Source organism: Pseudomonas sp. CCI4.2 (genome assembly GCF_034350045.1).
Taxonomy (GTDB): Bacteria; Pseudomonadota; Gammaproteobacteria; order Pseudomonadales; family Pseudomonadaceae; genus Aquipseudomonas.
The window spans coordinates 4,927,819-4,947,341 of the sequence record NZ_CP133781.1 but is presented as its reverse complement, the minus strand read 5'-3'; the positions used below and the strand labels follow the sequence as shown (position 1 = coordinate 4,947,341).

21 protein-coding genes and 1 pseudogene are annotated in these 19,523 nt (G+C 55.0%); 11 read left to right on the top strand and 11 right to left on the bottom strand.

Translation table 11 applies throughout. The features are described from left to right. Positions 1-119: 119 nt before the first annotated feature. A complete protein-coding gene (locus RHM65_RS22475) occupies positions 120-1,415 on the bottom strand; it encodes an MFS transporter (RefSeq protein WP_322168690.1) in 1,296 nt (431 codons plus the stop codon). Positions 1,416-1,552: 137 nt separating this feature from the next. Continuing rightward, the gene (locus tag RHM65_RS22470) at positions 1,553-2,113 is read right to left on the bottom strand and encodes a chalcone isomerase family protein (protein ID WP_322168692.1); all 561 of its coding nucleotides are present in this window, start codon (positions 2,111-2,113) and stop codon (positions 1,553-1,555) included. Between the two features lie 142 nt (positions 2,114-2,255). Here RHM65_RS22470 and RHM65_RS22465 point away from each other — a divergent pair, with 142 nt between their 5' ends. Both RHM65_RS22465 and sthA read left to right on the top strand, forming a co-directional pair. Beyond that, on the top strand, positions 2,256-3,251 hold the full coding sequence (locus RHM65_RS22465; protein WP_322168695.1) for an FAD:protein FMN transferase: 996 nt from the start codon (positions 2,256-2,258) through the stop codon (positions 3,249-3,251). A gap of 197 nt (positions 3,252-3,448) precedes the next feature. Then, on the top strand, positions 3,449-4,843 hold the full coding sequence (sthA, locus tag RHM65_RS22460; RefSeq protein ID WP_322168698.1) for a Si-specific NAD(P)(+) transhydrogenase: 1,395 nt from the start codon (positions 3,449-3,451) through the stop codon (positions 4,841-4,843). 42 nt (positions 4,844-4,885) lie between these two features. On the opposite strand, the gene RHM65_RS22455 is transcribed toward sthA, so the two are convergent. Both RHM65_RS22455 and RHM65_RS22450 read right to left on the bottom strand, forming a co-directional pair. Further along, complete coding sequence (locus RHM65_RS22455) at positions 4,886-5,608, bottom strand: glycerophosphodiester phosphodiesterase (protein WP_322168701.1); 723 nt, start codon at positions 5,606-5,608, stop codon at positions 4,886-4,888. Positions 5,609-5,754: 146 nt separating this feature from the next. Continuing rightward, positions 5,755-6,342, bottom strand: coding sequence for a PilZ domain-containing protein (locus RHM65_RS22450; RefSeq protein ID WP_322168704.1), 588 nt, complete (start codon positions 6,340-6,342; stop codon positions 5,755-5,757). A 93-nt stretch (positions 6,343-6,435) separates the two neighbouring features. Between RHM65_RS22450 and RHM65_RS22445 the strand changes: the two genes are divergently transcribed. The 5 genes from RHM65_RS22445 to queF all read left to right on the top strand — a co-directional run bounded on the left by RHM65_RS22445 (position 6,436) and on the right by queF (position 11,138). After that, positions 6,436-7,686, top strand: a complete 1,251-nt coding sequence (locus tag RHM65_RS22445) for a lipoprotein-releasing ABC transporter permease subunit (RefSeq protein WP_322168706.1) — start codon at positions 6,436-6,438, stop codon at positions 7,684-7,686. Positions 7,687-7,693: 7 nt separating this feature from the next. Then, positions 7,694-8,377, top strand: a complete 684-nt coding sequence (lolD, locus tag RHM65_RS22440; protein ID WP_322168709.1) for a lipoprotein-releasing ABC transporter ATP-binding protein LolD — start codon at positions 7,694-7,696, stop codon at positions 8,375-8,377. Positions 8,378-8,439: 62 nt separating this feature from the next. Beyond that, positions 8,440-9,687: a lipoprotein-releasing ABC transporter permease subunit gene (locus RHM65_RS22435; protein WP_322168712.1), complete on the top strand. Its 1,248-nt coding sequence runs from the start codon at positions 8,440-8,442 to the stop codon at positions 9,685-9,687. 37 nt (positions 9,688-9,724) lie between these two features. Then, positions 9,725-10,246 (top strand): cupredoxin family protein, encoded by a 522-nt coding sequence (locus RHM65_RS22430; RefSeq protein WP_322184078.1) that lies wholly within the window; start codon positions 9,725-9,727, stop codon positions 10,244-10,246. A gap of 61 nt (positions 10,247-10,307) precedes the next feature. Then, a complete protein-coding gene (queF, locus tag RHM65_RS22425) occupies positions 10,308-11,138 on the top strand; it encodes an NADPH-dependent 7-cyano-7-deazaguanine reductase QueF (protein WP_322168717.1) in 831 nt (276 codons plus the stop codon). A 56-nt stretch (positions 11,139-11,194) separates the two neighbouring features. Here the strand turns inward: queF and RHM65_RS22420 are convergent, their stop codons facing one another. Then, positions 11,195-11,464, bottom strand: coding sequence for a DUF4404 family protein (locus tag RHM65_RS22420; protein WP_322168720.1), 270 nt, complete (start codon positions 11,462-11,464; stop codon positions 11,195-11,197). Positions 11,465-11,585: 121 nt separating this feature from the next. Continuing rightward, on the bottom strand, positions 11,586-12,251 hold the full coding sequence (locus tag RHM65_RS22415; protein WP_322168722.1) for an HAD family phosphatase: 666 nt from the start codon (positions 12,249-12,251) through the stop codon (positions 11,586-11,588). Between the two features lie 200 nt (positions 12,252-12,451). Here RHM65_RS22415 and RHM65_RS22410 point away from each other — a divergent pair, with 200 nt between their 5' ends. Next, the gene (locus RHM65_RS22410) at positions 12,452-13,153 is read left to right on the top strand and encodes a VacJ family lipoprotein (protein WP_322168725.1); all 702 of its coding nucleotides are present in this window, start codon (positions 12,452-12,454) and stop codon (positions 13,151-13,153) included. A gap of 75 nt (positions 13,154-13,228) precedes the next feature. Here the strand turns inward: RHM65_RS22410 and RHM65_RS22405 are convergent, their stop codons facing one another. After that, positions 13,229-13,528: a PilZ domain-containing protein gene (locus RHM65_RS22405; RefSeq protein ID WP_322168728.1), complete on the bottom strand. Its 300-nt coding sequence runs from the start codon at positions 13,526-13,528 to the stop codon at positions 13,229-13,231. Between the two features lie 269 nt (positions 13,529-13,797). On the opposite strand from RHM65_RS22405, the gene rssB reads away from it, so the two are divergent. Then, a complete protein-coding gene (gene rssB / locus RHM65_RS22400) occupies positions 13,798-14,979 on the top strand; it encodes a two-component system response regulator RssB (RefSeq protein WP_322168730.1) in 1,182 nt (393 codons plus the stop codon). After that, positions 14,979-15,470 carry an anti-sigma factor antagonist RssC gene (gene rssC, locus RHM65_RS22395; protein WP_322168732.1) on the top strand — a complete coding sequence of 164 codons (492 nt, stop codon included), beginning with the start codon at positions 14,979-14,981 and terminating at the stop codon, positions 15,468-15,470. The genes rssB and rssC overlap by 1 nt, the downstream gene beginning before the upstream one ends. 76 nt (positions 15,471-15,546) lie before the next feature. On the opposite strand, the gene tal is transcribed toward rssC, so the two are convergent. Then, entirely contained in the window at positions 15,547-16,473 is a 927-nt protein-coding gene (gene tal / locus RHM65_RS22390) for a transaldolase (RefSeq protein WP_322168736.1), read from the bottom strand. A gap of 152 nt (positions 16,474-16,625) precedes the next feature. Continuing rightward, on the bottom strand, positions 16,626-17,636 hold the full coding sequence (gene dusA / locus RHM65_RS22385; RefSeq protein ID WP_322184076.1) for a tRNA dihydrouridine(20/20a) synthase DusA: 1,011 nt from the start codon (positions 17,634-17,636) through the stop codon (positions 16,626-16,628). Between the two features lie 102 nt (positions 17,637-17,738). Between dusA and RHM65_RS22380 the strand changes: the two genes are divergently transcribed. Further along, positions 17,739-18,869 carry a tyrosine-type recombinase/integrase gene (locus tag RHM65_RS22380; protein ID WP_322185369.1) on the top strand — a complete coding sequence of 377 codons (1,131 nt, stop codon included), beginning with the start codon at positions 17,739-17,741 and terminating at the stop codon, positions 18,867-18,869. Here RHM65_RS22380 and RHM65_RS22375 read toward each other — a convergent pair. Beyond that, positions 18,866-19,141, bottom strand: coding sequence for a pyocin activator PrtN family protein (locus tag RHM65_RS22375; protein ID WP_322184074.1), 276 nt, complete (start codon positions 19,139-19,141; stop codon positions 18,866-18,868). The genes RHM65_RS22380 and RHM65_RS22375 overlap by 4 nt on opposite strands. A gap of 76 nt (positions 19,142-19,217) precedes the next feature. Then, positions 19,218-19,512, bottom strand: a pseudogene (locus tag RHM65_RS22370) (hypothetical protein). Positions 19,513-19,523: the final 11 nt, after the last annotated feature.

The following is a 19,523-nucleotide window of genomic DNA, read 5'->3' as shown; positions in this document are numbered from 1 at the left end:
GCAAGCCACGGGTCGTCATCGCGGCTGATAGTTGCGTAAGTAGGTCAATACCAAACTCAAGACAAAAAAATGCCCCGGCTAACCGGGGCATTTTTTATCACGACGTTTGTATCCAGCTATCAGCCGTTAACGGGAACCGCCTGAGGCGCTTCCAGTCGGTTTTTGCCTTTGCGGAACAGCACCAGCGTTGCGACCAAGCCCAGGAGGGCGGCACCGCTAAGCCAGATGCCAGGCGCTGCTTTGTTGTCCAGAACGTGGATCAAGTAGGTGCAGGCCAGCGGGGTGAAGCCGCCAAAGGTCGCCGTTGCCAGGCTGTAGGCCAGGGAGAAACCGGTTGTCCGTACATCGACGGGCATGATTTCGGTCAGGGCTACAACCATGGCACCGTTATAAGATCCGTACAGGAACGACAACCACAGCTCGACAATCAACAGGTTTTCGAAGCTTGGGTGGGCCACCAGCCAAGACAGAGCAGGGTAAGCCGTGAGCAATGCCAGGATAGTTGCGGCCAACAGCAGCGGTTTGCGGCCGATGCGGTCAGACAACGAGCCCATGACTGGCAGCCAGATGAAGTTCGAGATACCCACACATACTGCGACCAGCAAGCTTTCCAAGTCGGTCAGGTGCAGCTCGGTTTTACCGAAGGTCGGTGTGTAAGCGGTGATCAAGTAGAACGACACAGTGGTCATCACCACCAGCGCGGTGCCACCCAATACCAAGCCAAAGTTCTGGCCGATCGAACGAATAATTTCGCCTAAGGTTGGGTGATGCTTGCGGGCCTGGAACTCAGGCGTTTCTTCCAGCGAACGACGAATAATGAAGATCGCCGGAACGATCATGCAGCCGATCAGGAACGGTACGCGCCAGCCCCAATCACCCATTTGTTCCGGGCTCAGCCAATGGTTGAGACCGACACCGAGCAAGGCGGCAAATACCACCGCAGCTTGTTGGCTAGCTGATTGCCAGCTAACGAAGAAGCCTTTACGACCCGGCGTTGAGATTTCTGCGAGGTAAACCGAGACACCGCCCAGTTCCACGCCAGCGGAGAAGCCTTGTAACAAACGCCCGAACAACACCAGCAGCGGCGCTGCAACGCCAAGCGTCGCATAACCCGGTACACAGGCGATAAGCACCGTGCCCATGGCCATCATCGCCAATGTAATGATCAGGCCTTTGCGACGGCCGTGACGGTCAATATAAGCGCCGAGGAAAATCGCACCCAATGGGCGCATCAGGAAGCCGGCACCGAATGTCGCCAACGACAGCATCAGTGAAGCAAAAGCGCTATCGGTAGGGAAGAAAGTCTTCGCAATGGCCGTGGCGTAAAAGCCGTAGACCATAAAGTCGAACATTTCTAGAAAGTTGCCGCTGACAACGCGAAAAATCGCCTTGCCCTTGCCCGTATTCGAGGCCATTTCAAATTACTCACGTTAGGCTATGTCGCTGAAATCCCTTGTTTTTTTTGTTGTTGCACCTTGGCATCCTGCCGGCATGCAGCACATAGATGTAACAATATGTTTAATAAGTCGCCAAGACAACTGGAAAACGCGGTTTAAGTTCGATTTAACAGGGCTTTACGCAAGCTTTTCGACAAACCGTCGGGCCCCAGCCAGAGACCGAAGTAGACCCGCGACAATTCCGGGTTTGCACTTTTGAAAATTACTTGGCCATTTCGCTCTAAGCTAAGGCCGTGCTGCGGTAGAAAACTAAGTAGATAGCGGTCCCCGCGCTGAATGTTGTGAAAGCTTGCGTGCAGTTGATCCAGTTCCGGTTTCAAGCGGGCGAGGGTGGCTTCGTCTTGTTGACGGGCCAGCGTAGCATCGGCCGCCTTGATCACGTCCGAGCGATCAATGTCTCGGAAGTAATACAGCTCAAGACATTGCGCACGCTGTTCGCTAAACGCTTGTTGGGCGCTCAATGACGGCTCGTTGAACAGGGCGGCGGCATAAACGTCAGCCCATAAATAAGTCAGTACCCCCTGGCCTTTTAGCGCAAGCGCAGGTGTTTTGTCGCTCAATTGGCTGGGAAACGCGGCTTCCTTGAGTCGATCGGCTGAGTCGGCCGAGACGATCGGGCTCAACAACAGTAACAAGCAGAGAAGCAGATATCGCATAACGGCCGAGCCTCATTGGTGTTTAGCGTAAACAGGTACGACAATTGTTGCCCAACGACGGGTTTTGAGAGTGACTATGCGTTTTGATTGGCGTATGCGGCTGACGTCGCTTCGGCTCTGTCCCCATCTGGTAAGAATTTCGATGTCTTTGGTGCTGATAAGTGCCGTGACCGCGTGCGATTCGGGTGACAGTCTTGAAAGCTTTACGGGTCCGACCATGGGCAGCACCTATTCGGTGCAGTACGTCAGGCACTCTGGCGGACCACAGGCCAAGGATATTCAGCCGGAGGTTGAGGCGATTCTGGCCGAAGTGGATCGGCAAATGTCGACCTACCGCGCCGACTCCGATATTGAGCGGTTCAATAAGCTGCCAGGAAACAGCTGTCAGCCGATGCCCGCAGGCGTGCTGCAGTTGGTGCGTTTCGGTGAGCAGTTGTCCAACGACAGCCAGGGCTCGTACGACCTAACCGTCGAGCCATTGCTCGATGTATGGGGTTTTGGGCCGCAAGCCCGGGTCGAACGTGTGCCGACGCCGGAACAGTTGGCGCAGGTGCTTCAGCGCGTGGGTCACGGCCACCTTAGCGTTGACGGCGATCAGTTGTGCAAGGACGCGCCGGTTGAAGTCGATTTCAACAGCATCGCCGCCGGGTACGCGGTGGACCTCATCAGCGCTCGCTTACAGGCATTGGGCATCCAGAGTTTTTTGGCCGAGGCCACTGGTGAACTCAAGGCGGTCGGCAAAAAAGCCGACGGGTCGCCTTGGCGCGTAGCCCTTGAAACGCCGCGAGACGATCAGCAGGTTGCCGAAAAAATTGTCGAACTGGACGGGTATGGCGTTTCTACCTCCGGCGACTATCGAAATTATTTCGAGCAGGACGGCAAACGCTACTCCCACACTTTCGATGCGCTGACCGGAGCGCCAATTGTGCATGCGCTGGCATCCGTCACGGTCATTGATCATTCCGCGTTAGTGGCTGATGGGCTCTCCACATTATTAGAGATTCTCGGCCCGGAACGGGGGTGGGCCTTTGCCGACGCGCATAAAATCGCAGCATTTTTTGTGATCCGAGCCGATAACGGCTTTATCATCCGCAGCAGTGCGGAATTCGACCGCCTGTTTCCCGGCAAATTACAGTAGCTGAGCGCAGGTTTTTCGATGCGATGGGCGATGTAGTGCATACAACATTAGCCTACGACGCGACCAAGGGTTAATGTTCGCCGCGTCGGCGCTTGGTTAGACTGCGCCCCAGGTTTTGATCCTTCATGTCGCTGGCCGCGACGTGATTTAGCCAGAGACGCCAGAGTGGCGTTTCGGCCCGTTCTATAGGAGTACGCATGGCTGTCTACAACTACGACGTAGTGGTACTGGGTTCCGGTCCTGCGGGAGAAGGTGCGGCAATGAACGCCGCGAAAGCGGGGCGCAAGGTCGCGATGGTCGATAGCCGTCAGCAGGTCGGCGGCAACTGCACTCACCTGGGCACTATCCCGTCCAAGGCATTGCGTCACTCGGTCAAGCAAATCATCCAGTTCAACACCAACCCGATGTTTCGGGCGATTGGCGAACCGCGTTGGTTTTCGTTCCCAGACGTGTTGAAAAACGCCGAAAAGGTCATCAATAAACAAGTGGCCTCGCGTACGGGTTATTACGCCCGCAACCGAGTCGACGTGTTTTTTGGCACCGGTAGTTTTGCTGACGAGCGTACCGTCGACGTGGTGTGCGCCAACGGCGCAGTGGAAAAGCTGGTGGCCAGTCAGGTTATCATCGCCACTGGTTCGCGCCCTTATCGTCCGGCCGACATCGACTTTTCCCACAAACGTATCTATGACAGCGACACCATTCTCAGCCTCGGGCATACCCCGCGCAAACTGATTATCTACGGTGCTGGGGTTATCGGTTGCGAATACGCATCGATCTTCAGTGGCCTGGGTGTGATGGTTGAGTTGGTGGATAACCGTGAGCAGTTGCTGAGCTTCCTCGATTCGGAAATTGCCCAGGCGCTGAGCTACCACTTCAGCAACAACAACGTAATGGTTCGCCATAACGAAGATTACGAGAAAGTTGAAGGCCTGGAAAACGGTGTGATCCTGCACCTCAAGTCCGGCAAAAAAATCAAGGCCGATGCCTTGCTGTGGTGTAACGGCCGCACCGGTAACACTGACAAGCTGGGTCTGGAAAACGTCGGTATCAAAGCCAACAGCCGTGGTCAGATTGAAGTCGATGAGAACTACCGCACCAGTGTGGGGACCATCTACGGTGCAGGTGACGTAATCGGCTGGCCGAGTTTGGCCAGCGCGGCTTATGACCAAGGGCGTTCAGCGGCAGGCAGTGTTGTCGACAACGGCAGCTGGCGCTTCGTCAACGACGTGCCAACCGGTATCTATACGATTCCCGAGATCAGCTCGATCGGTAAAAACGAACACGAGCTAACCCAGGCGAAGGTGCCGTACGAAGTCGGTAAGGCGTTCTTTAAAGGCATGGCGCGGGCGCAGATTTCCGGCGAACCGGTGGGCATGCTGAAAATCCTGTTCCACCGCGACACGCTGCAAGTGCTGGGCGTGCATTGTTTCGGTGACCAGGCGTCAGAGATTGTGCACATCGGTCAGGCGATCATGAACCAGCCGGGCGAAGCCAATACGCTGAAGTATTTCGTTAACACCACGTTCAACTACCCGACCATGGCCGAAGCCTATCGGGTAGCTGCTTACGACGGCCTCAACCGGCTTTTTTAAGCGGCTCCGGCCGGTGGCCTGAGCCGGTCGGGGAGACCGATTTCAGTGATTCCCGAGCGTGGCGCTGGCCAAACCGGGAAAGTCTGTAATCAGGCTGTCTACGCCGAAGTCGGCGAGCCTGCGCATCAGCGCGGGTTCGTTGACTGTCCACACGGACACGTGCAAACCCTGACGCTGGGCCTTTTGTAGCCGCTCAGGTGTGCATAGGGTCCAGTTCAACGCCAATACCGTGCAGCCATAACCGTGCGCGACCTTCAATGGGTCGAGCCAAGCGTATTCGGCGACTAATCCCCGAGATAAATCGGGGGTCAGGTCCAGCGCTGCTCGCAAAACTTCCCTGGAACTCGACGTCACCGTCACTTTGTCCAACAGGCCATGACGTTGCGCCATTTCGCGAATCCCCAACACAGTGGTTGCAGCGCGGGTGCGTGAGGCACTTTTGACTTCCAATTGCCAATGGTCAAAATCACAGGTTTCGAACAATTCTTCCAAACGCGGAATCGGGCAAGGTTGGAACCAGCCTGGGCCACCTTTACGTGCGTCATAGGTCACAAGGTCGGCGGCGGAGTGCTCGACCACTTTGCCGCGTCGATCAGTGGTGCGCTTGAGCGTTGGGTCGTGGATGACCATTAGCTCACCGTCCAGCGACAGGTGTAGGTCGAGTTCACATCGACGAACGCCATGCTTGAGGCATTCCTGGAAACTGGTCAGGGTGTTTTCCGGTGCTTCGCCTTTGGCGCCGCGGTGGCCGTAAATGAGCGTCACGTTTACTCCTAGGGGGCGTCCGTCAATATTGACTCAAGGTTGAAAAGGGTAGGGCTGGTGGCGCCCGGCCCTGATGTGTTGTGAGGGTAAATTCAGTTTCGAAGAGGTCGGCGCCAACCCAGCATGGTCAGGCGGCCCCGGCAATCCTATGACTCAGGCGTCTCACTTTGTTCTTTCGCCAAGCGCCGTTGCTGAGATTGTCGTTGCAGGATGTGTCGGGCAAGCAGCTGTCGTTGAGCGTCCGAGAGGTCTTCGAACTCGGTGCCAATCTCATAATTGCCGATTTCATGGGCATCACAATGGGTGACTCTTGCGTTAACCATGAGGCCTCTTGCCTCGGGTAGTAACACCATCTTGACCGACAGCTGAGTGCCGGCTGGAAGGGGGAGCGGATGATGAAATTGCACACCGCCTTCGGACAGCGTCACCAGCTGGGGCTCGCCGATGCTGCCTAGAACGGTATGTGCCACCACTTGGCCCAGTAAATCGATGCGCTTGCTCAGGGCCTTCAGAAAGCTATTCAGCACGCGGTCTTTTTCGCCAAGCTGGCGCAGCAGATGCTGAGATTCGAACTCGCTGACATGCAGATCGCTGAGCAGGTTGAACAAAATAGAGGTGTCGTGCGCGGACGCCGGATGACCTGGCCCGGAGCCTGACAGTTGGTTTATTTCCAGTGCGATCGTGTCCTCGATACGGTAGTATTCGCGGCGATCTTCTTCATCTAATGTCGACATGGCGAACCCATGGTAGCGGCGGTGGTCTGAGTGTAAAGCTGCTCGTTGAGCCTCGCCACAAGGACGTTCCTTTTCCTCCGAACAAGCCCCTAAATGTTCAGACCTCTTTTTGTATTTATTGGCACGCGTTATACCCGTGCGAAACGTCGTAATCATTTTGTCTCTTTCATTTCCCTGACGTCGATGATCGGCCTTGCCCTTGGCGTGGTTGTAATGATTGTCGTGTTGTCGGTGATGAACGGGTTCGATCATGAGATGCGAACCCGCGTCCTCGGCATGGTGCCCCACGCCACCATTGAGGGGGATCGACCGATCAACGACTGGCATGCGCTGGCTGAAAAGGTCAAAACGCATCCTGAAGTCCAGGCGGTCGCGCCGTTTACCCAGATGCAGGGTTTGCTGACCAACAACGGTAAAGTGCAGAAGGTGCTCCTGGACGCGGTCGATCCGGTCGAAGAGCGCAAAGTCTCCATTATCGATAACTTCATGCAGCAGGGTCGCCTCGACGATCTGACACCTGGCAGTTTCGGGATTGTGATCGGTGACAAGGCCGCCACCAACCTGGGTGTTGGTCTGGGTGACAAGGTCACCTTCGTTGCCCCGGAAGTCACCGTGACCCCCGGCGGCATCTTTCCGCGCATGAAGCGCTTCACTGTGGTCGGCATTTTTCACGTCGGTGCCGGTGAGCTGGATGGCTACCTTGGCCTGACCAATCTGACGGATCTGGCCCGCCTGCATCGCTGGAAGCCGGATCAGGTGCAGGGCTTGCGACTCAAGTTCAATGACCTGTTCCAAGCGCCACGCGTGGCGTGGGAAATTGCCCAGAAGCTGGGCGATCACGAGTTTTATGCCCGTGACTGGACCCGAACCCATGGCAATCTGTATCAAGCGATTCGTATGGAAAAAGCCATGATCGGCCTGTTGTTGCTGCTGATCGTCGCCGTTGCGGCCTTCAACATCATTTCTACGCTGGTAATGGTGGTTAACGACAAGAAGGGCGACATCGCAATTTTGCGTACCCTCGGTGCGACGCCTGGGCAGATCATGGGTATTTTCATGGTCCAAGGCACCGTCATTGGCGTGGTTGGTACGTTGATTGGCGCGGTGGTCGGGATCTTTGCCGCACTCAATGTCAGCGCAGCCATTTCCGCCCTTGAAGGTCTGATAGGGCACAAGTTTCTCAGTTCAGATGTCTACTTCATTGACTATCTGCCGTCGCAGTTGATGACCGAAGACGTGGTTTTGGTCTGCGGCGCCGCATTGGTTTTAAGTTTCCTCGCCACCCTGTATCCAGCTTGGCGTGCTGCGCGCACCCAGCCGGCGGAGGCGTTACGTTATGAGTGAGTCGGGCATGAGTGATAAAGCAGTGCTGAGTTGCCGCAATCTGGGCAAATCCTACGAGGAAGGCCCGGAGTCCGTGGTGGTTTTGTCGGGTTTGCAGTTGGAATTGCACCCTGGCGAGCGCGTGGCAATTGTCGGCAGTTCCGGCTCGGGTAAAAGTACGCTGCTCAATCTGTTGGGTGGTCTGGATACACCTTCGCAAGGTAGCGTGTGGCTGGCGGGCGAAGAGCTGTCGGCATTGGGCGAGAAAGCTCGCGGGCTGCTGCGCAATCGATCGCTGGGTTTCGTGTACCAGTTTCACCACCTGCTGCCAGAATTCACCGCGCTTGAGAACGTGTGCATGCCGCTCTTGATCGGGCGTACGGCGATCCCGGAAGCACGACAGCGCGCTACGGCCTTGCTGCAACGCGTGGGGCTTGGGCATCGGCTGGCGCATAAGCCGTCGGAGTTGTCAGGTGGCGAGCGGCAACGTGTTGCGATTGCCCGGGCATTGGTGAATCAGCCAGGCTTAGTGATGCTTGATGAACCTACGGGTAACCTTGATCAGCATACGGCTCAGGGTATTCAGGATTTGATGCTGGAGCTCAGCACCTCGTCGCGCACGGCGTTTTTGGTGGTGACTCACGATATGAGCCTGGCCAGCCAGATGGACCGTGTGTTGCGTCTTGAAGAAGGCCGACTGGTCGAAGGCTGACCCATTAGCCCGACGCCCATAACGGCGTCGGGTTTTTCACACTTTTTTACGGTGCTCCGCGAATGTTCAGACCGTTATCGATCTTTATTGGCACGCGCTATACCCGCGCCAAGCGCCGAAATCATTTTATTTCGTTTATTTCCATGACCTCGATGATCGGCCTCGCGTTGGGCGTTCTGGCGATGATAGTTGTGCTATCGGTCATGAACGGCTTTCAGCGTGAAATGAGTTCGCGGATTCTCGGCATGGTGCCCCACGCCGTCATCAATGGCGTAACGCCGCTCGACAACTGGAAGCCCGTTGCGGCGGCGGCACTGAAGAACCCTGAGGTGACCGCTGCCGTTCCGTTTACCGAAATGGACGGCATGTTCTCCTATAAGGGCTCGATGCAGCCGATCCAGGTCAGCGGTGTTGATCCGGCGCTGGAGCACGAAGTATCAATTGTGGCTCAACACATCACTCAAGGCCGTCTGGAAGACCTTAAAGCCGGTGAGTTCGGGGTGGTGGTGGGTGAAATCACTGCCCGACGCTTTCGTTTGAATGTCGGCGACAAAGTTACCTTGATCGTCCCGGAAGCCAGCGCGACGGCTGCGGGTGGCATTACACCGCGCCTGCAGCGTTTGACCGTGGTTGGCGTTTTCAAGGTTGGCGCAGAGCTTGATGGCACCATGGCACTGATCAACGTGGCCGATGCTGCACAGATACAGCATTGGCAGCCGAATCAAGTGCAAGGCGTGCGGTTGGCGCTAAAGGATTTGTATACCGCACCCCAGGTGTCAGCGTCCATCGTCGCCGGTTTGGGGGCTGATTACCGTGCCGATGACTGGACCCATACCCAAGGCAGTCTGTTCAGCGCCATGAAAATGGAAAAGACCATGATCGGTCTGTTGTTGCTGATGATTGTGGCCGTGGCTGCCTTCAACATCATCGCAACATTGATCATGGTGGTGAATGATAAGGGCGCTGACATTGCGATCCTGCGCACCATCGGCGCCACGCCCGGGCAGATCATGACTATTTTTATGGTTCAGGGTACTGTTATCGGCATCGTTGGTACGTTGATCGGCGGCGTTTTGGGCGTCATTGCTGCGATCAATGTCAGCGCGATGGTCGGCTGGCTCGAACGTGTCAGTGGTCAGCACATCTTCAGTTCAGACGTGTACTTTGTTAACAACCTGCCGTCCCAATTACAAGGCGGCGATGTCGTCTTGATCTGCAGCGCCGGGTTTATTCTGAGCTTTCTGGCTACCCTGTACCCAGCCTGGCGTGCGGCGCAGATCCAGCCGGCATACGCGTTGCGGTACGAGTGATTTTCAGGATTCATGGATTCCATAAGGGAGAGAAATTATGACCACGCTTTTTCGCTTGTTAGTCGCAACGGGGATGTGTGCGTTGAGTTTGCCCCTGCTGGCCAGCGCTGACGAAACCCTGAGTTTTGGACATGCATCCCCGGCCGCACAAGCCACGCGCACCGAGCAGGTAACACTGGGTGATATTTATTTTCAGCCCAAGGTCTTGCAGGTCAAAGCCGGTGAGACGGTGCGCTTTGTGCTGACCAATAAGGGACAGTTACTGCATGAGTTCAACCTCGGCAGCGCGTCCATGCATGCTGAACATCAAAAAGAAATGCGTGAAATGCAGGAAAACGGAATGCTTCTGCCGACCGGAGTCAACTATGACGCCATGGATCACGGCAGCATGATGGGTGGAGCGATGAAGCACGATGACCCTAACAGTGTGCTGGTCGAACCGGGTAAAACCGCGGAATTGACGTGGACGTTCAGCAAGGCCAGTGGCATTCAATTCGCGTGCAATGTTCCTGGGCATTATCAGGCGGGAATGGTTGGCAACGTCGAGATCGTCGACTAAGCGCTGAAAGCGGCGGGTAAACCCTATAAACTCGGCGGGATAATTTAGTCAGGTCTCCGCTATGCATCCCGCAGCCGAACATTCGCCGCTGGGCAAATCCAGTGAATACATCGCCACCTACACGCCTTCATTGCTGTTCCCGATTCCCCGTGCCGCGAAGTGGGCCGAACTCGGTCTGACCGCTGAAACCTTGCCCTATCAGGGGGTCGACTTCTGGAACTGCTATGAGCTGTCATGGTTATTGCCATCCGGCAAACCGGTTGTGGCCATCGGTGAGTTCAGTATTCCGGCAGACTCGCCGAATATCATCGAATCCAAGTCGTTCAAGCTCTACCTAAACTCGCTGAACCAAACCGTGTTCGCTGATCGCGCGGTGCTGGTGGCGGTACTGGAAAAAGACTTGTCAGCATCTGCGGGTAAGTCGGTGGGCGTGCGCATTCGCAGTCTGGTCGACATTGAGCGAGAAGGGGTTGCGTCACTGCCCGGTGCTTGCATCGACGACTTGGATATCAACGTCACCAGCTACGAGGCGCCACGTCCGGAGTTATTGCGGTGCGATGAATCGAGAGTGATCGAAGAAAGCCTGCACAGTCATCTGCTTAAATCCAATTGCCCAGTGACCAGTCAGCCCGATTGGGGCAGCGTTGTCGTGGAGTATCGCGGTCGGGCGCTCGAGCCTGCCAGTCTGTTGGCTTATATCGTCAGCTTTCGTCAGCACTCCGACTTTCACGAGCAATGTGTCGAGCGAATTTTTCTTGATTTGCAACGCCTGCTTAAACCGGAAAAATTGACGGTTTACGCGCGTTACGTACGCCGCGGCGGTCTCGATATCAACCCCTACCGCAGCACCGAAGCGATCAGTCATGAAAATCGCCGGCTGGCGCGACAGTGATAAAAAAACCCGTCGGCAGGACGGGTTTTTTTACAGAAGATAAAACCTGAAAAGGTTTAAATCCCTATGTTGCCGAGGGTCTGCACGATATTGCGCAGTGTGACGGCAATGGCTGGATGCTTCAGCTCGAAGCGTTCCACCGCAAGGTTAACACCGTCGGACAGACTTGAATCCTGGTCCTGGGTCATGGACTCCAGTTTGATTTTACGGTCGATTTGCACCATCAGTTCGTGCAGATGCTGACGTTCAGATTCGGAAAGCGGTGGATTCTTCTCCAGTTGCTCGCGCAGGGTATTGAGTTGTTCTTGCAGTTCGCGGGCAGGCATAGCGTGCTCCCTCTATGGATAGGCTCTGGCATGGACCCAGCGCAAGGCTAAAAGGTCCGTGATGTGCGTAAGACTAATCCACTCCGCTCCTAAGTGCATGATCTTGATCAAACAGACGTTATCAGGGCTTCTCGCCTTTGGTCCTTCGCAACGTGATATCCGCCAGGCAGGACGCGAGCTCGCCCAAGTGATCGATCACCGAATGAACACCGAGGCTGTAGAGCTGCAAGGTAGCTTGGCCCCGTCGATATTCGCGCTGGGCGTCACTAAGCGCCTGCCAGTCTTTGGGCGACAAACCGCAAAGTGGCCCGCAGGTCGCCAAGCCGACAGTCCAAAGTCCCGCGTTCAGCGCTGACTGCAACAGCCGTGGCTCGCCGCTAACCAGCACGCAGCCGTCCAACTGTTGCACGTTGAGGCTCATTAACGCTTGCCAGCAAGCATCCGGTGCAGGCCAATCCGCGCAGGCCTTGGAACGGCCTGCCGGCTTTATCCAGTTTTCGAGTGGCTTGGCGAGGTGTTGACTCAGGGTTTCGGGTAATTCATCCAGCCAGGCACAGGGCACCCCTTGGCGGTTGAGGGTTTGCAGAATAGCGAGGGAGCCGGGGGTAACGCTGGCGTATTCGTTGATCCCATCGCGCAGATTTTCGGGCTTGATACTGGTCGAGTTACTGCTCGATGAGGACGCTGCACAGGCGCCAAAGTCCACCAAACAGCCACTGAGGCCGAAGAGCAACGCGGTGAAGGCGGGAGCGGGTACAGGCGGATGTAGGGCGTGTGGCGCAGGCATAGTGGCGTCCCTGAAATATTCTCCTACGCTACGGAGGCTTTATGACAGTCAGATGAACGCTTGAGGGGCAGAACGCTATCGATTTTGTGCATTAGCACTATCAGTATCAGGGAGACTGCCAAAAATGTCGCATAAGGCCTTATACTGCCGGCCTTGACGTGCAGGGCAAGAGCCCGACCCATTAATTAGGAGTGTCAGCTATGCCCGTGACTGGTGCAGGCTTAATCAATCGTCTGGCTCAACTGTGCTTTATAGCCGGTGTAGCACTGGTCCCTTTGGCAGCCCAGGCGGCGGATGAAGATCCGTGGGAAGGCGTCAACCGCGTTATTTTTCGCTTCAACGATACGCTTGATACTTACGCGCTGAAGCCTCTGGCTCAAGGATATGAGTTCATCACGCCACAATTCGTTGAAGACGGCATCCATAACTTTTTCAACAACATTGGCGACGTCCGCAACTTTGCCAACGATGTATTGCAGGCCAAACCCCACGCTGCTGGCGTCGATACAGCGCGTCTGTTGTTGAACACCACGCTGGGTGTTGCTGGCTTCATCGACGTCGGCACCCGTATGGGCTTGCAGCGTAACGACGAAGACTTCGGTCAGACCTTGGGTTACTGGGGTGTTTCCAGCGGTCCTTACGTGATGCTGCCATTGCTTGGCCCAAGCACCGTGCGTGATGGCCTCGCCAGGTTTCCTGACACCTATGACGCGCCGTACCCCTACATGAATGACATCGCCTGGCGTAATTCGCTTGAGGCGCTGGATATCATTGATACCCGCGCCAGCCTGCTGTCGGCTGAGAAGTTGATCAGCGGTGACAAGTACACGTTCATCCGTAACGCTTACTTGCAGCATCGCGAGTTCAAGGTCAAAGACGGCAAGGTGAAAGACGATTTCTAATCGTTCTTGATCTGAAAAAAAGGCGACCTTCGGGGCGCCTTTTTTTTCAATAAATTCGCAACGACAAAATTAGTATCAATTCATCGAAATAATCGTCAGGCCGAGTTTTTGACCGCCTTCTTCATGGTCCACAAGCCAAACCACTTCGGTTTCAGCTTCCAATCCTTTGAGGGCCGAATGGTCCGAGTCGATGTGTACGTTCAGCTTGTCGCCCACCTTGAATGCACGCGGCGCCTGCACCTGCATGCCCGAGCTTGACAGGTCTACGCAGAATGCAGGGATGATCTGGCCTGCATACAGCAAGGTGATGTCGGCATCCACACGCATGCGGATGTAATCTCTCTTTTCCGCGTAGTCCCGATCATTTTGGCTCATGGCTAGTCCTTCGATTTAGTTGCTGATTTGTCTGTTCTTATAACTCTCTGTGATTTGTGATGTAAAGACTCCAAGGCACCACAGGCATGAGCTTGAAACGCCCGTCGGATGGGAGTACCGTCTGCGCCTTGAAGGGCACCTCTGAATGGCAATGTCAGCGACCGAAAAGTCTGTCGCTACCGTTTTAGAGAGGCTAGAAGCGAATCCAGTAAGCGCTCCGGTAGATCCGAATCGCTTACGCCAACCTACCCCTGGCGCCGTTTGCCCACATGCAGAAAACCAGTGCCACGCTGCTGATAATCGATGACGACGAGGTAGTGCGCGCGAGCATCGCCGCCTATTTGGAAGACAGTGGCTTCAGCGTCCTGCAAGCGAGCAATGGCTTGCAGGGCCTTCAGATCTTCGAGCAAAAAAAGCCCGATCTAGTGATCTGCGACCTGCGTATGCCTCAGGTAGGCGGCCTTGAACTTATCCGTCAGGTGACAGACCTCGCCCCTGATATGCCGGTCATCGTCGTTTCCGGCGCTGGCGTGATGAACGACGCTGTCGAAGCCTTGCGTTTGGGCGCGGCAGACTACCTGGTCAAGCCGTTGGAAGATCTGGCAGTGCTCGAGCATTCAGTGCGTCGAGCCCTGGATCGAGCACGCTTGCTGCTGGAAAACCAACGCTATCGGCAAAAGCTGGAAACGGCTAACCGGGAACTCGAAGCCAGCTTGCATTTGCTCCAGGAAGACCAGAATGCCGGTCGCCAGGTTCAGATGAACATGCTGCCAGTGAACCCGTGGGAAGTCGGCGAGTTTCAGTTCGCTCACGAGATCATTCCGTCGTTGTACTTGTCTGGCGATTTTGTAGACTACTTTCGCGTCGACGAGCGCCGCGTAGCCTTCTATTTGGCTGACGTCTCGGGGCACGGAGCTTCATCCGCGTTTGTTACGGTCCTGCTGAAATTCATGACCACGCGTTTGATGTTCGAATTCAAGCGCAACGGCACCATGCCCGACTTCAAGCCTTCGGAAGTACTTGGTCACATCAATCGTGGATTGATCAACTGCAACCTGGGTAAGCATGTCACCATGGTTGGCGGCGTCATCGACGAAGACACCGGAAAATTGACCTACAGCATCGGCGGCCATTTACCGCTACCGATTATGTATACGCCCACTGAAGTGCACTATCTGGAGGGTCGAGGCTTGCCAGTAGGACTGTTCAATGAAGCGACCTATCAGGATCATGTGTTGGATTTGCCCGAAGCGTTCAGTCTGACCTTGCTGTCTGATGGGATATTGGACCTTTTACCGGGTGATACACTCAAAGAGAAAGAAGCCGTTTTACCTCAATTGGTGAAAGCGGCAGGCGGCAGCCTGGAAGGCCTGCGTCAAGTGTTTGGATTGGCCACGCTAGGGGAGATGCCGGATGATATCGCCTTGTTGGTGTTGAGCAGGAACCTTTAATGAGTACCGGTAGAATCCAGTTCGCCGAGCAAGCAGGCACGTTCATTCTCAAGTTCGTTGGGGAAGTGCGGCTGACGCTCTGTTCGGCGTTGGATACAACTATTGAAAGAATCTTCACCTCGCGGAATTTTTCGGCAATCGTCATCGATTTGACCGAAACCCGCAGCATAGACAGCACGACGCTCGGCTTGCTGGCCAAGCTGTCGATCATGTCGCGGCAAAAAGTTGGATTGCTGCCGACGGTTGTCACCACCCACGAAGACATTACTCGGCTACTGCAGTCGATGGGGTTCGATCAGGTGTTCAACATCGTTGATCGGCCGATTCGCTGCCCTGACTCGTTGACGGACCTGCCCTCGCAAGATCAGTCCGAGGAAGTGGTAAAAGCGAAGGTGTTGGAGGCGCACAAGATTTTGATGGGCCTTAACGACTCGAATCGCGAAGCGTTTCATGATCTGGTCAATGCGCTTGAGGGCATTAAGGCCCACTAAAACGACTGGCACAGTCATCGCTTTGGGCGGGCATAAAAAAGGGCGGACCTACAAAAAGGTGCCGCCCTTTATGCATTCAGGCCTTAGCGGCGAGCAATGCCTCAAGTTTTTCCTGATCGCGAGCGAACTGGCGAATACCTTCGGCCAATTTTTCGGTGGCCATGGCGTCTTCGTTCGATGCCCAGCGGAACTGGTTTTCGGTCAGGCTTTGACGCGGTTCGCCCGGGTTGCCCGGTGCGAGTTTGCGCTCCAGCGTGCCCATGTCTTTCGACAGTTGCTCCAGCAGATCTGGGCTGATAGTCAGGCGATCACAGCCGGCTAATTGCTCAATCTGGCTCAGGTTGCGGAAGCTGGCGCCCATGACCACTGTCTTGTAGTCGTTAGACTTGTAGTAGTTGTAGATCTTGCTGACCGACTGAACGCCAGGATCATCGGCGCCCACAAAGTCGTGACCAGCCGATTTTTTGTACCAGTCGTAAATCCGACCCACAAACGGCGAGATCAAAAACACGCCGGCTTCGGCGCAGGCTACCGCCTGAGCAAACGAGAATAATAGGGTGAGGTTGGTTTGGATGCCGCTTTTTTCCAGCTTCTCGGCGGCACGGATACCTTCCCAGGTCGATGCCAGCTTTATCAGAATCCGCTCGCGGCCGATGCCGGCTTCGTCGTACAAACCGATAAGGCGTTCGCCACGTTCGATCATGGCGTTGGTGTCGAACGAGAGGCGGGAATCCACTTCGGTAGATACGCGGCCCGGAACGACTTTAAGAATTTTCTGACCGATAGCGACAGCGAAACGGTCGCAGGCCAAGCCGATATCGTTTTTACTGCCCTTAAATGCTTCCTGGAGCAATTCTTCGTTGCTCGAACTTGAAGCAGCTTTGAGTAATAAGGACGGGTTGGTCGTGGCATCCACCGGCTTAAGACGGGCGATGGCATCAAAATCGCCGGTATCGGCGACTACAGTGGTGATTTTCTTGAGTTGTTCCAGCTTGGAAGTCATGAGTGTGCTCTGTCCTGTGCGGTTAGATGACATTACCCGAGCGCTGCCGGCCACTCAAGAGAGCATCTTCGTCGATGCGTCCTGAGGCGGATGGGCAATCCAGAAACATTTGAGCCCCATCCGCACAGCTTGTTCCGTTAACTTATAGATAACTAGCGACCATCCAGCAGCTCTGCCGCTTGATCGAGCAGCGCCAGCGGGTTTTGTGCTTTATGGATGTCGACTGACAACAGTTGCCGAAAGCGCCGTGCCCCTGGAAAGCCCGTGCCAAGACCCAGTACGTGGCGAGTGATGTGATGCATTGATCCACCACTTTCGATATGCGCAGCAATATAAGGCCGCAAGGCCGACAGCGCTTGCGCTCGGGAAATTACCGGCGCGGTGCTGCCAAACAGCCGTTGATCGACGTCAGACAGAATGTACGGATTATGGTAAGCCTCGCGGCCCAGCATCACCCCGTCAAAGATCTCCAAGTGCTCGGCGCACGCGTCAAGGGTCTTGATGCCACCGTTCAGAATGATTTCCAGATTGGGAAAGTCTGCCTTCAGCTTTGCTACCACGTCGTACCGAAGCGGCGGAATATCGCGGTTTTCTTTGGGCGACAAGCCCTCAAGAATCGCTATCCGTGCATGCACGGTAAAACTGGTGCAACCCGCTTCATGCACCTGACCAACAAAATCACACAACTCAGCGTAGCTGTCTCGGCCATTGATTCCGATGCGATGTTTCACCGTCACCGCAATAGCCACCGCATCCCGCATTGCCTTCACACAATCCGCCACCAGCCCCGGATGCGCCATCAACACCGCACCGATCAAATTGTGCTGCACCCGATCACTCGGGCAGCCGACGTTCAGATTAACCTCGTCATAACCCGCAGCCTCCGCCATCCGCGCGCATGCGGCCAAGTCCGCAGTGACGCTGCCACCCAATTGCAACGCTAATGGATGCTCAGTTTGGTCATGGCGCAGAAAGCGCTCGTGATCGCCGTTGAGTAATGCGCCGGTGGTGACCATCTCTGTATAGAGAAGGGCGTGCTTTGACAGGAGCCGTAGGAAGTACCGGCAATGGTGGTCAGTCCAATCCATCATAGGGGCCACGCTAAAGCGTCTAGAAGGCTTAAGGCTAGGTATTACGCGGGTTTCAGCTACATTTTGTATCATTTTACTCTGCGTGTTTAATGCCTATCTAGGGGCGATTTCGGACGTTTTTTAGGGGTCACTGGTACAATGTACCAGTTGAAATCAGGCGTGTACCAGTTGCCCATGGCTACGATAAGAAAGCGATCCAGAGCTGACGGAACAGTTAGCTATACCGTTCAGATACGCTTGGCCCGTGAAGGGTTGCAAGTCTACCAAGAGAGCCAGACCTTTGCCCGGAAACAGGCCGCTCAGGCTTGGGTTCGCAAACGCGAAGCTGAATTGGACCAACCAGGAGCAATTGAACGAGCGAATCGTAAGGGCGCGACCGTCAAAGAGATGATCGACCGATACTTGCTGGAGATGGAAAAGGTCAGGCCTTTAGGAAAGACCAAACTTGCCACGCTGAAAGCGATCAGCGAGTCGTACCTGGGGAAAATAAATGACCAGGACATCAACAGCCAACAGTTGGTGGAATATGCATTATGGCGAATGGGGCTAGAGGGCGGGAACGTTCAGCCTCAGACGGCAGGTAACGATCTGGCGCATCTCGGCGCGGTGCTGTCGATCGCTCGGCCTGCTTGGGGCTACGAGGTCGATCCACACGCAATGACCGATGCCCGCAGAGTGTTGAAAAAGCTCGGATACAACATGAAAAGTCGCGAACGCGACCGCCGACCGTCGTTACAGGAATTCAACAAGCTACTGACGCACTTTCAAGAAATCCAAGCCCGGCGCCCAACATCGATAAACATGCTCAAAATGGCCGGATTTGCGATGTTCTCGACACGGCGCCAGGAAGAAATAACGAGGATTCTGTGGTCGGACCTAGATGAGGTCGGGCAACGAGTGTTAGTGCGAGACATGAAGAATCCAGGTCAAAAGCTGGGTAACGATGTTTGGTGCCATTTGCCACCGGAGGCGTGGGCCATCGTCGAGACTATGCCGAAGGTTTTACCTGAGATATTTCCTTATAGCGCAGAGTCTGTATCCACTTCATGGACTAGGGCTTGTCAGATACTGGGCATTGAAAATCTGCATTTTCATGACTTGCGCCACGATGGAATCAGCCGTCTATTTGAGATGGATTGGGACATTCCTCGAGTCGCAAGTGTTTCTGGCCACCGAGATTGGAACTCAATGCGTCGCTACACGCACCTGCGGGGACGTGGTGATGTTTACTTAAACTGGGAGTGGTTTGAGAAAGTCTTACAAGCGCCCGTGAAACTGGGCGCCAGGACGTTGAAAAAACTTTAGCTGCTGCGTGGCGGGCTGTTTAACTGGTTGCTCTCTTTGACAGCCGCTGCGCGTTGGGCATCTAAGTATTCCGACAGGTCTGTAATGTGAATTCCTTTTGCGCTTTTCTGACTAGGCTCCATGCGCGTTATGGGAATCTTGATCTGCCCAGCCCCTACTTTACGCTGAAACATATCAGGGGTGAGATGGGTGAAATAGTCTCTGCAGACTCGATCTAAAGAGATAACTGCTTGGCCGTTGTATTGGGCCATTAGGACGAACAGCGTTTTCATCGTGATAATCCTCAAACTAACTATGACGTTATTTGTTGTTTAATTCGTCAGGCTTGGAAGCGATTTCTTTCCAGCTTCAATCGGCATTCGTTATGTCCGGATCCTTTCGCACAAGGTGAATCACCAGGTCCTCCAGATCGACGTTATTTTCCGTTACTGACTGCCATTCCAACACCGCCTGAATCTGGTCACGGCTGCACTCTATGGCCAGAATCTCCCGCTCGCCTCGAGCGGCGCGCACTTCCAGAATTAACAGCAGGCCTTCAACCTATCGGGTAGCCATGGCTTGTCTCTTTAAGACCTGCGACTAAGAACCCAATCAGGTCTGATGCTTCATCGCTAAGGGATCCACTTATCACTTGAATTTGCATTTCTCGTCGTT

What these genes read in the sequence shown, in the direction of transcription:
- RHM65_RS22475 (WP_322168690.1), bottom strand. Translation starts at nt 1,415, where the DNA reads ATGGCCTCGAATACGGGCAAGGGCAAGGCGATTTTTCGCGTTGTCAGC.
- RHM65_RS22470 (WP_322168692.1), bottom strand. Translation starts at nt 2,113, where the DNA reads ATGCGATATCTGCTTCTCTGCTTGTTACTGTTGTTGAGCCCGATCGTC.
- RHM65_RS22465 (WP_322168695.1), top strand. Translation starts at nt 2,256, where the DNA reads ATGTCTTTGGTGCTGATAAGTGCCGTGACCGCGTGCGATTCGGGTGAC.
- sthA (WP_322168698.1), top strand. Translation starts at nt 3,449, where the DNA reads ATGGCTGTCTACAACTACGACGTAGTGGTACTGGGTTCCGGTCCTGCG.
- RHM65_RS22450 (WP_322168704.1), bottom strand. Translation starts at nt 6,342, where the DNA reads ATGTCGACATTAGATGAAGAAGATCGCCGCGAATACTACCGTATCGAG.
- RHM65_RS22445 (WP_322168706.1), top strand. Translation starts at nt 6,436, where the DNA reads ATGTTCAGACCTCTTTTTGTATTTATTGGCACGCGTTATACCCGTGCG.
- lolD (WP_322168709.1), top strand. Translation starts at nt 7,694, where the DNA reads ATGAGTGATAAAGCAGTGCTGAGTTGCCGCAATCTGGGCAAATCCTAC.
- RHM65_RS22435 (WP_322168712.1), top strand. Translation starts at nt 8,440, where the DNA reads ATGTTCAGACCGTTATCGATCTTTATTGGCACGCGCTATACCCGCGCC.
- RHM65_RS22430 (WP_322184078.1), top strand. Translation starts at nt 9,725, where the DNA reads ATGACCACGCTTTTTCGCTTGTTAGTCGCAACGGGGATGTGTGCGTTG.
- queF (WP_322168717.1), top strand. Translation starts at nt 10,308, where the DNA reads ATGCATCCCGCAGCCGAACATTCGCCGCTGGGCAAATCCAGTGAATAC.
- RHM65_RS22420 (WP_322168720.1), bottom strand. Translation starts at nt 11,464, where the DNA reads ATGCCTGCCCGCGAACTGCAAGAACAACTCAATACCCTGCGCGAGCAA.
- RHM65_RS22415 (WP_322168722.1), bottom strand. Translation starts at nt 12,251, where the DNA reads ATGCCTGCGCCACACGCCCTACATCCGCCTGTACCCGCTCCCGCCTTC.
- RHM65_RS22410 (WP_322168725.1), top strand. Translation starts at nt 12,452, where the DNA reads ATGCCCGTGACTGGTGCAGGCTTAATCAATCGTCTGGCTCAACTGTGC.
- RHM65_RS22405 (WP_322168728.1), bottom strand. Translation starts at nt 13,528, where the DNA reads ATGAGCCAAAATGATCGGGACTACGCGGAAAAGAGAGATTACATCCGC.
- rssB (WP_322168730.1), top strand. Translation starts at nt 13,798, where the DNA reads ATGCAGAAAACCAGTGCCACGCTGCTGATAATCGATGACGACGAGGTA.
- rssC (WP_322168732.1), top strand. Translation starts at nt 14,979, where the DNA reads ATGAGTACCGGTAGAATCCAGTTCGCCGAGCAAGCAGGCACGTTCATT.
- tal (WP_322168736.1), bottom strand. Translation starts at nt 16,473, where the DNA reads ATGACTTCCAAGCTGGAACAACTCAAGAAAATCACCACTGTAGTCGCC.
- dusA (WP_322184076.1), bottom strand. Translation starts at nt 17,636, where the DNA reads ATGATACAAAATGTAGCTGAAACCCGCGTAATACCTAGCCTTAAGCCT.
- RHM65_RS22380 (WP_322185369.1), top strand. Translation starts at nt 17,739, where the DNA reads ATGGCTACGATAAGAAAGCGATCCAGAGCTGACGGAACAGTTAGCTAT.
- RHM65_RS22375 (WP_322184074.1), bottom strand. Translation starts at nt 19,141, where the DNA reads ATGAAAACGCTGTTCGTCCTAATGGCCCAATACAACGGCCAAGCAGTT.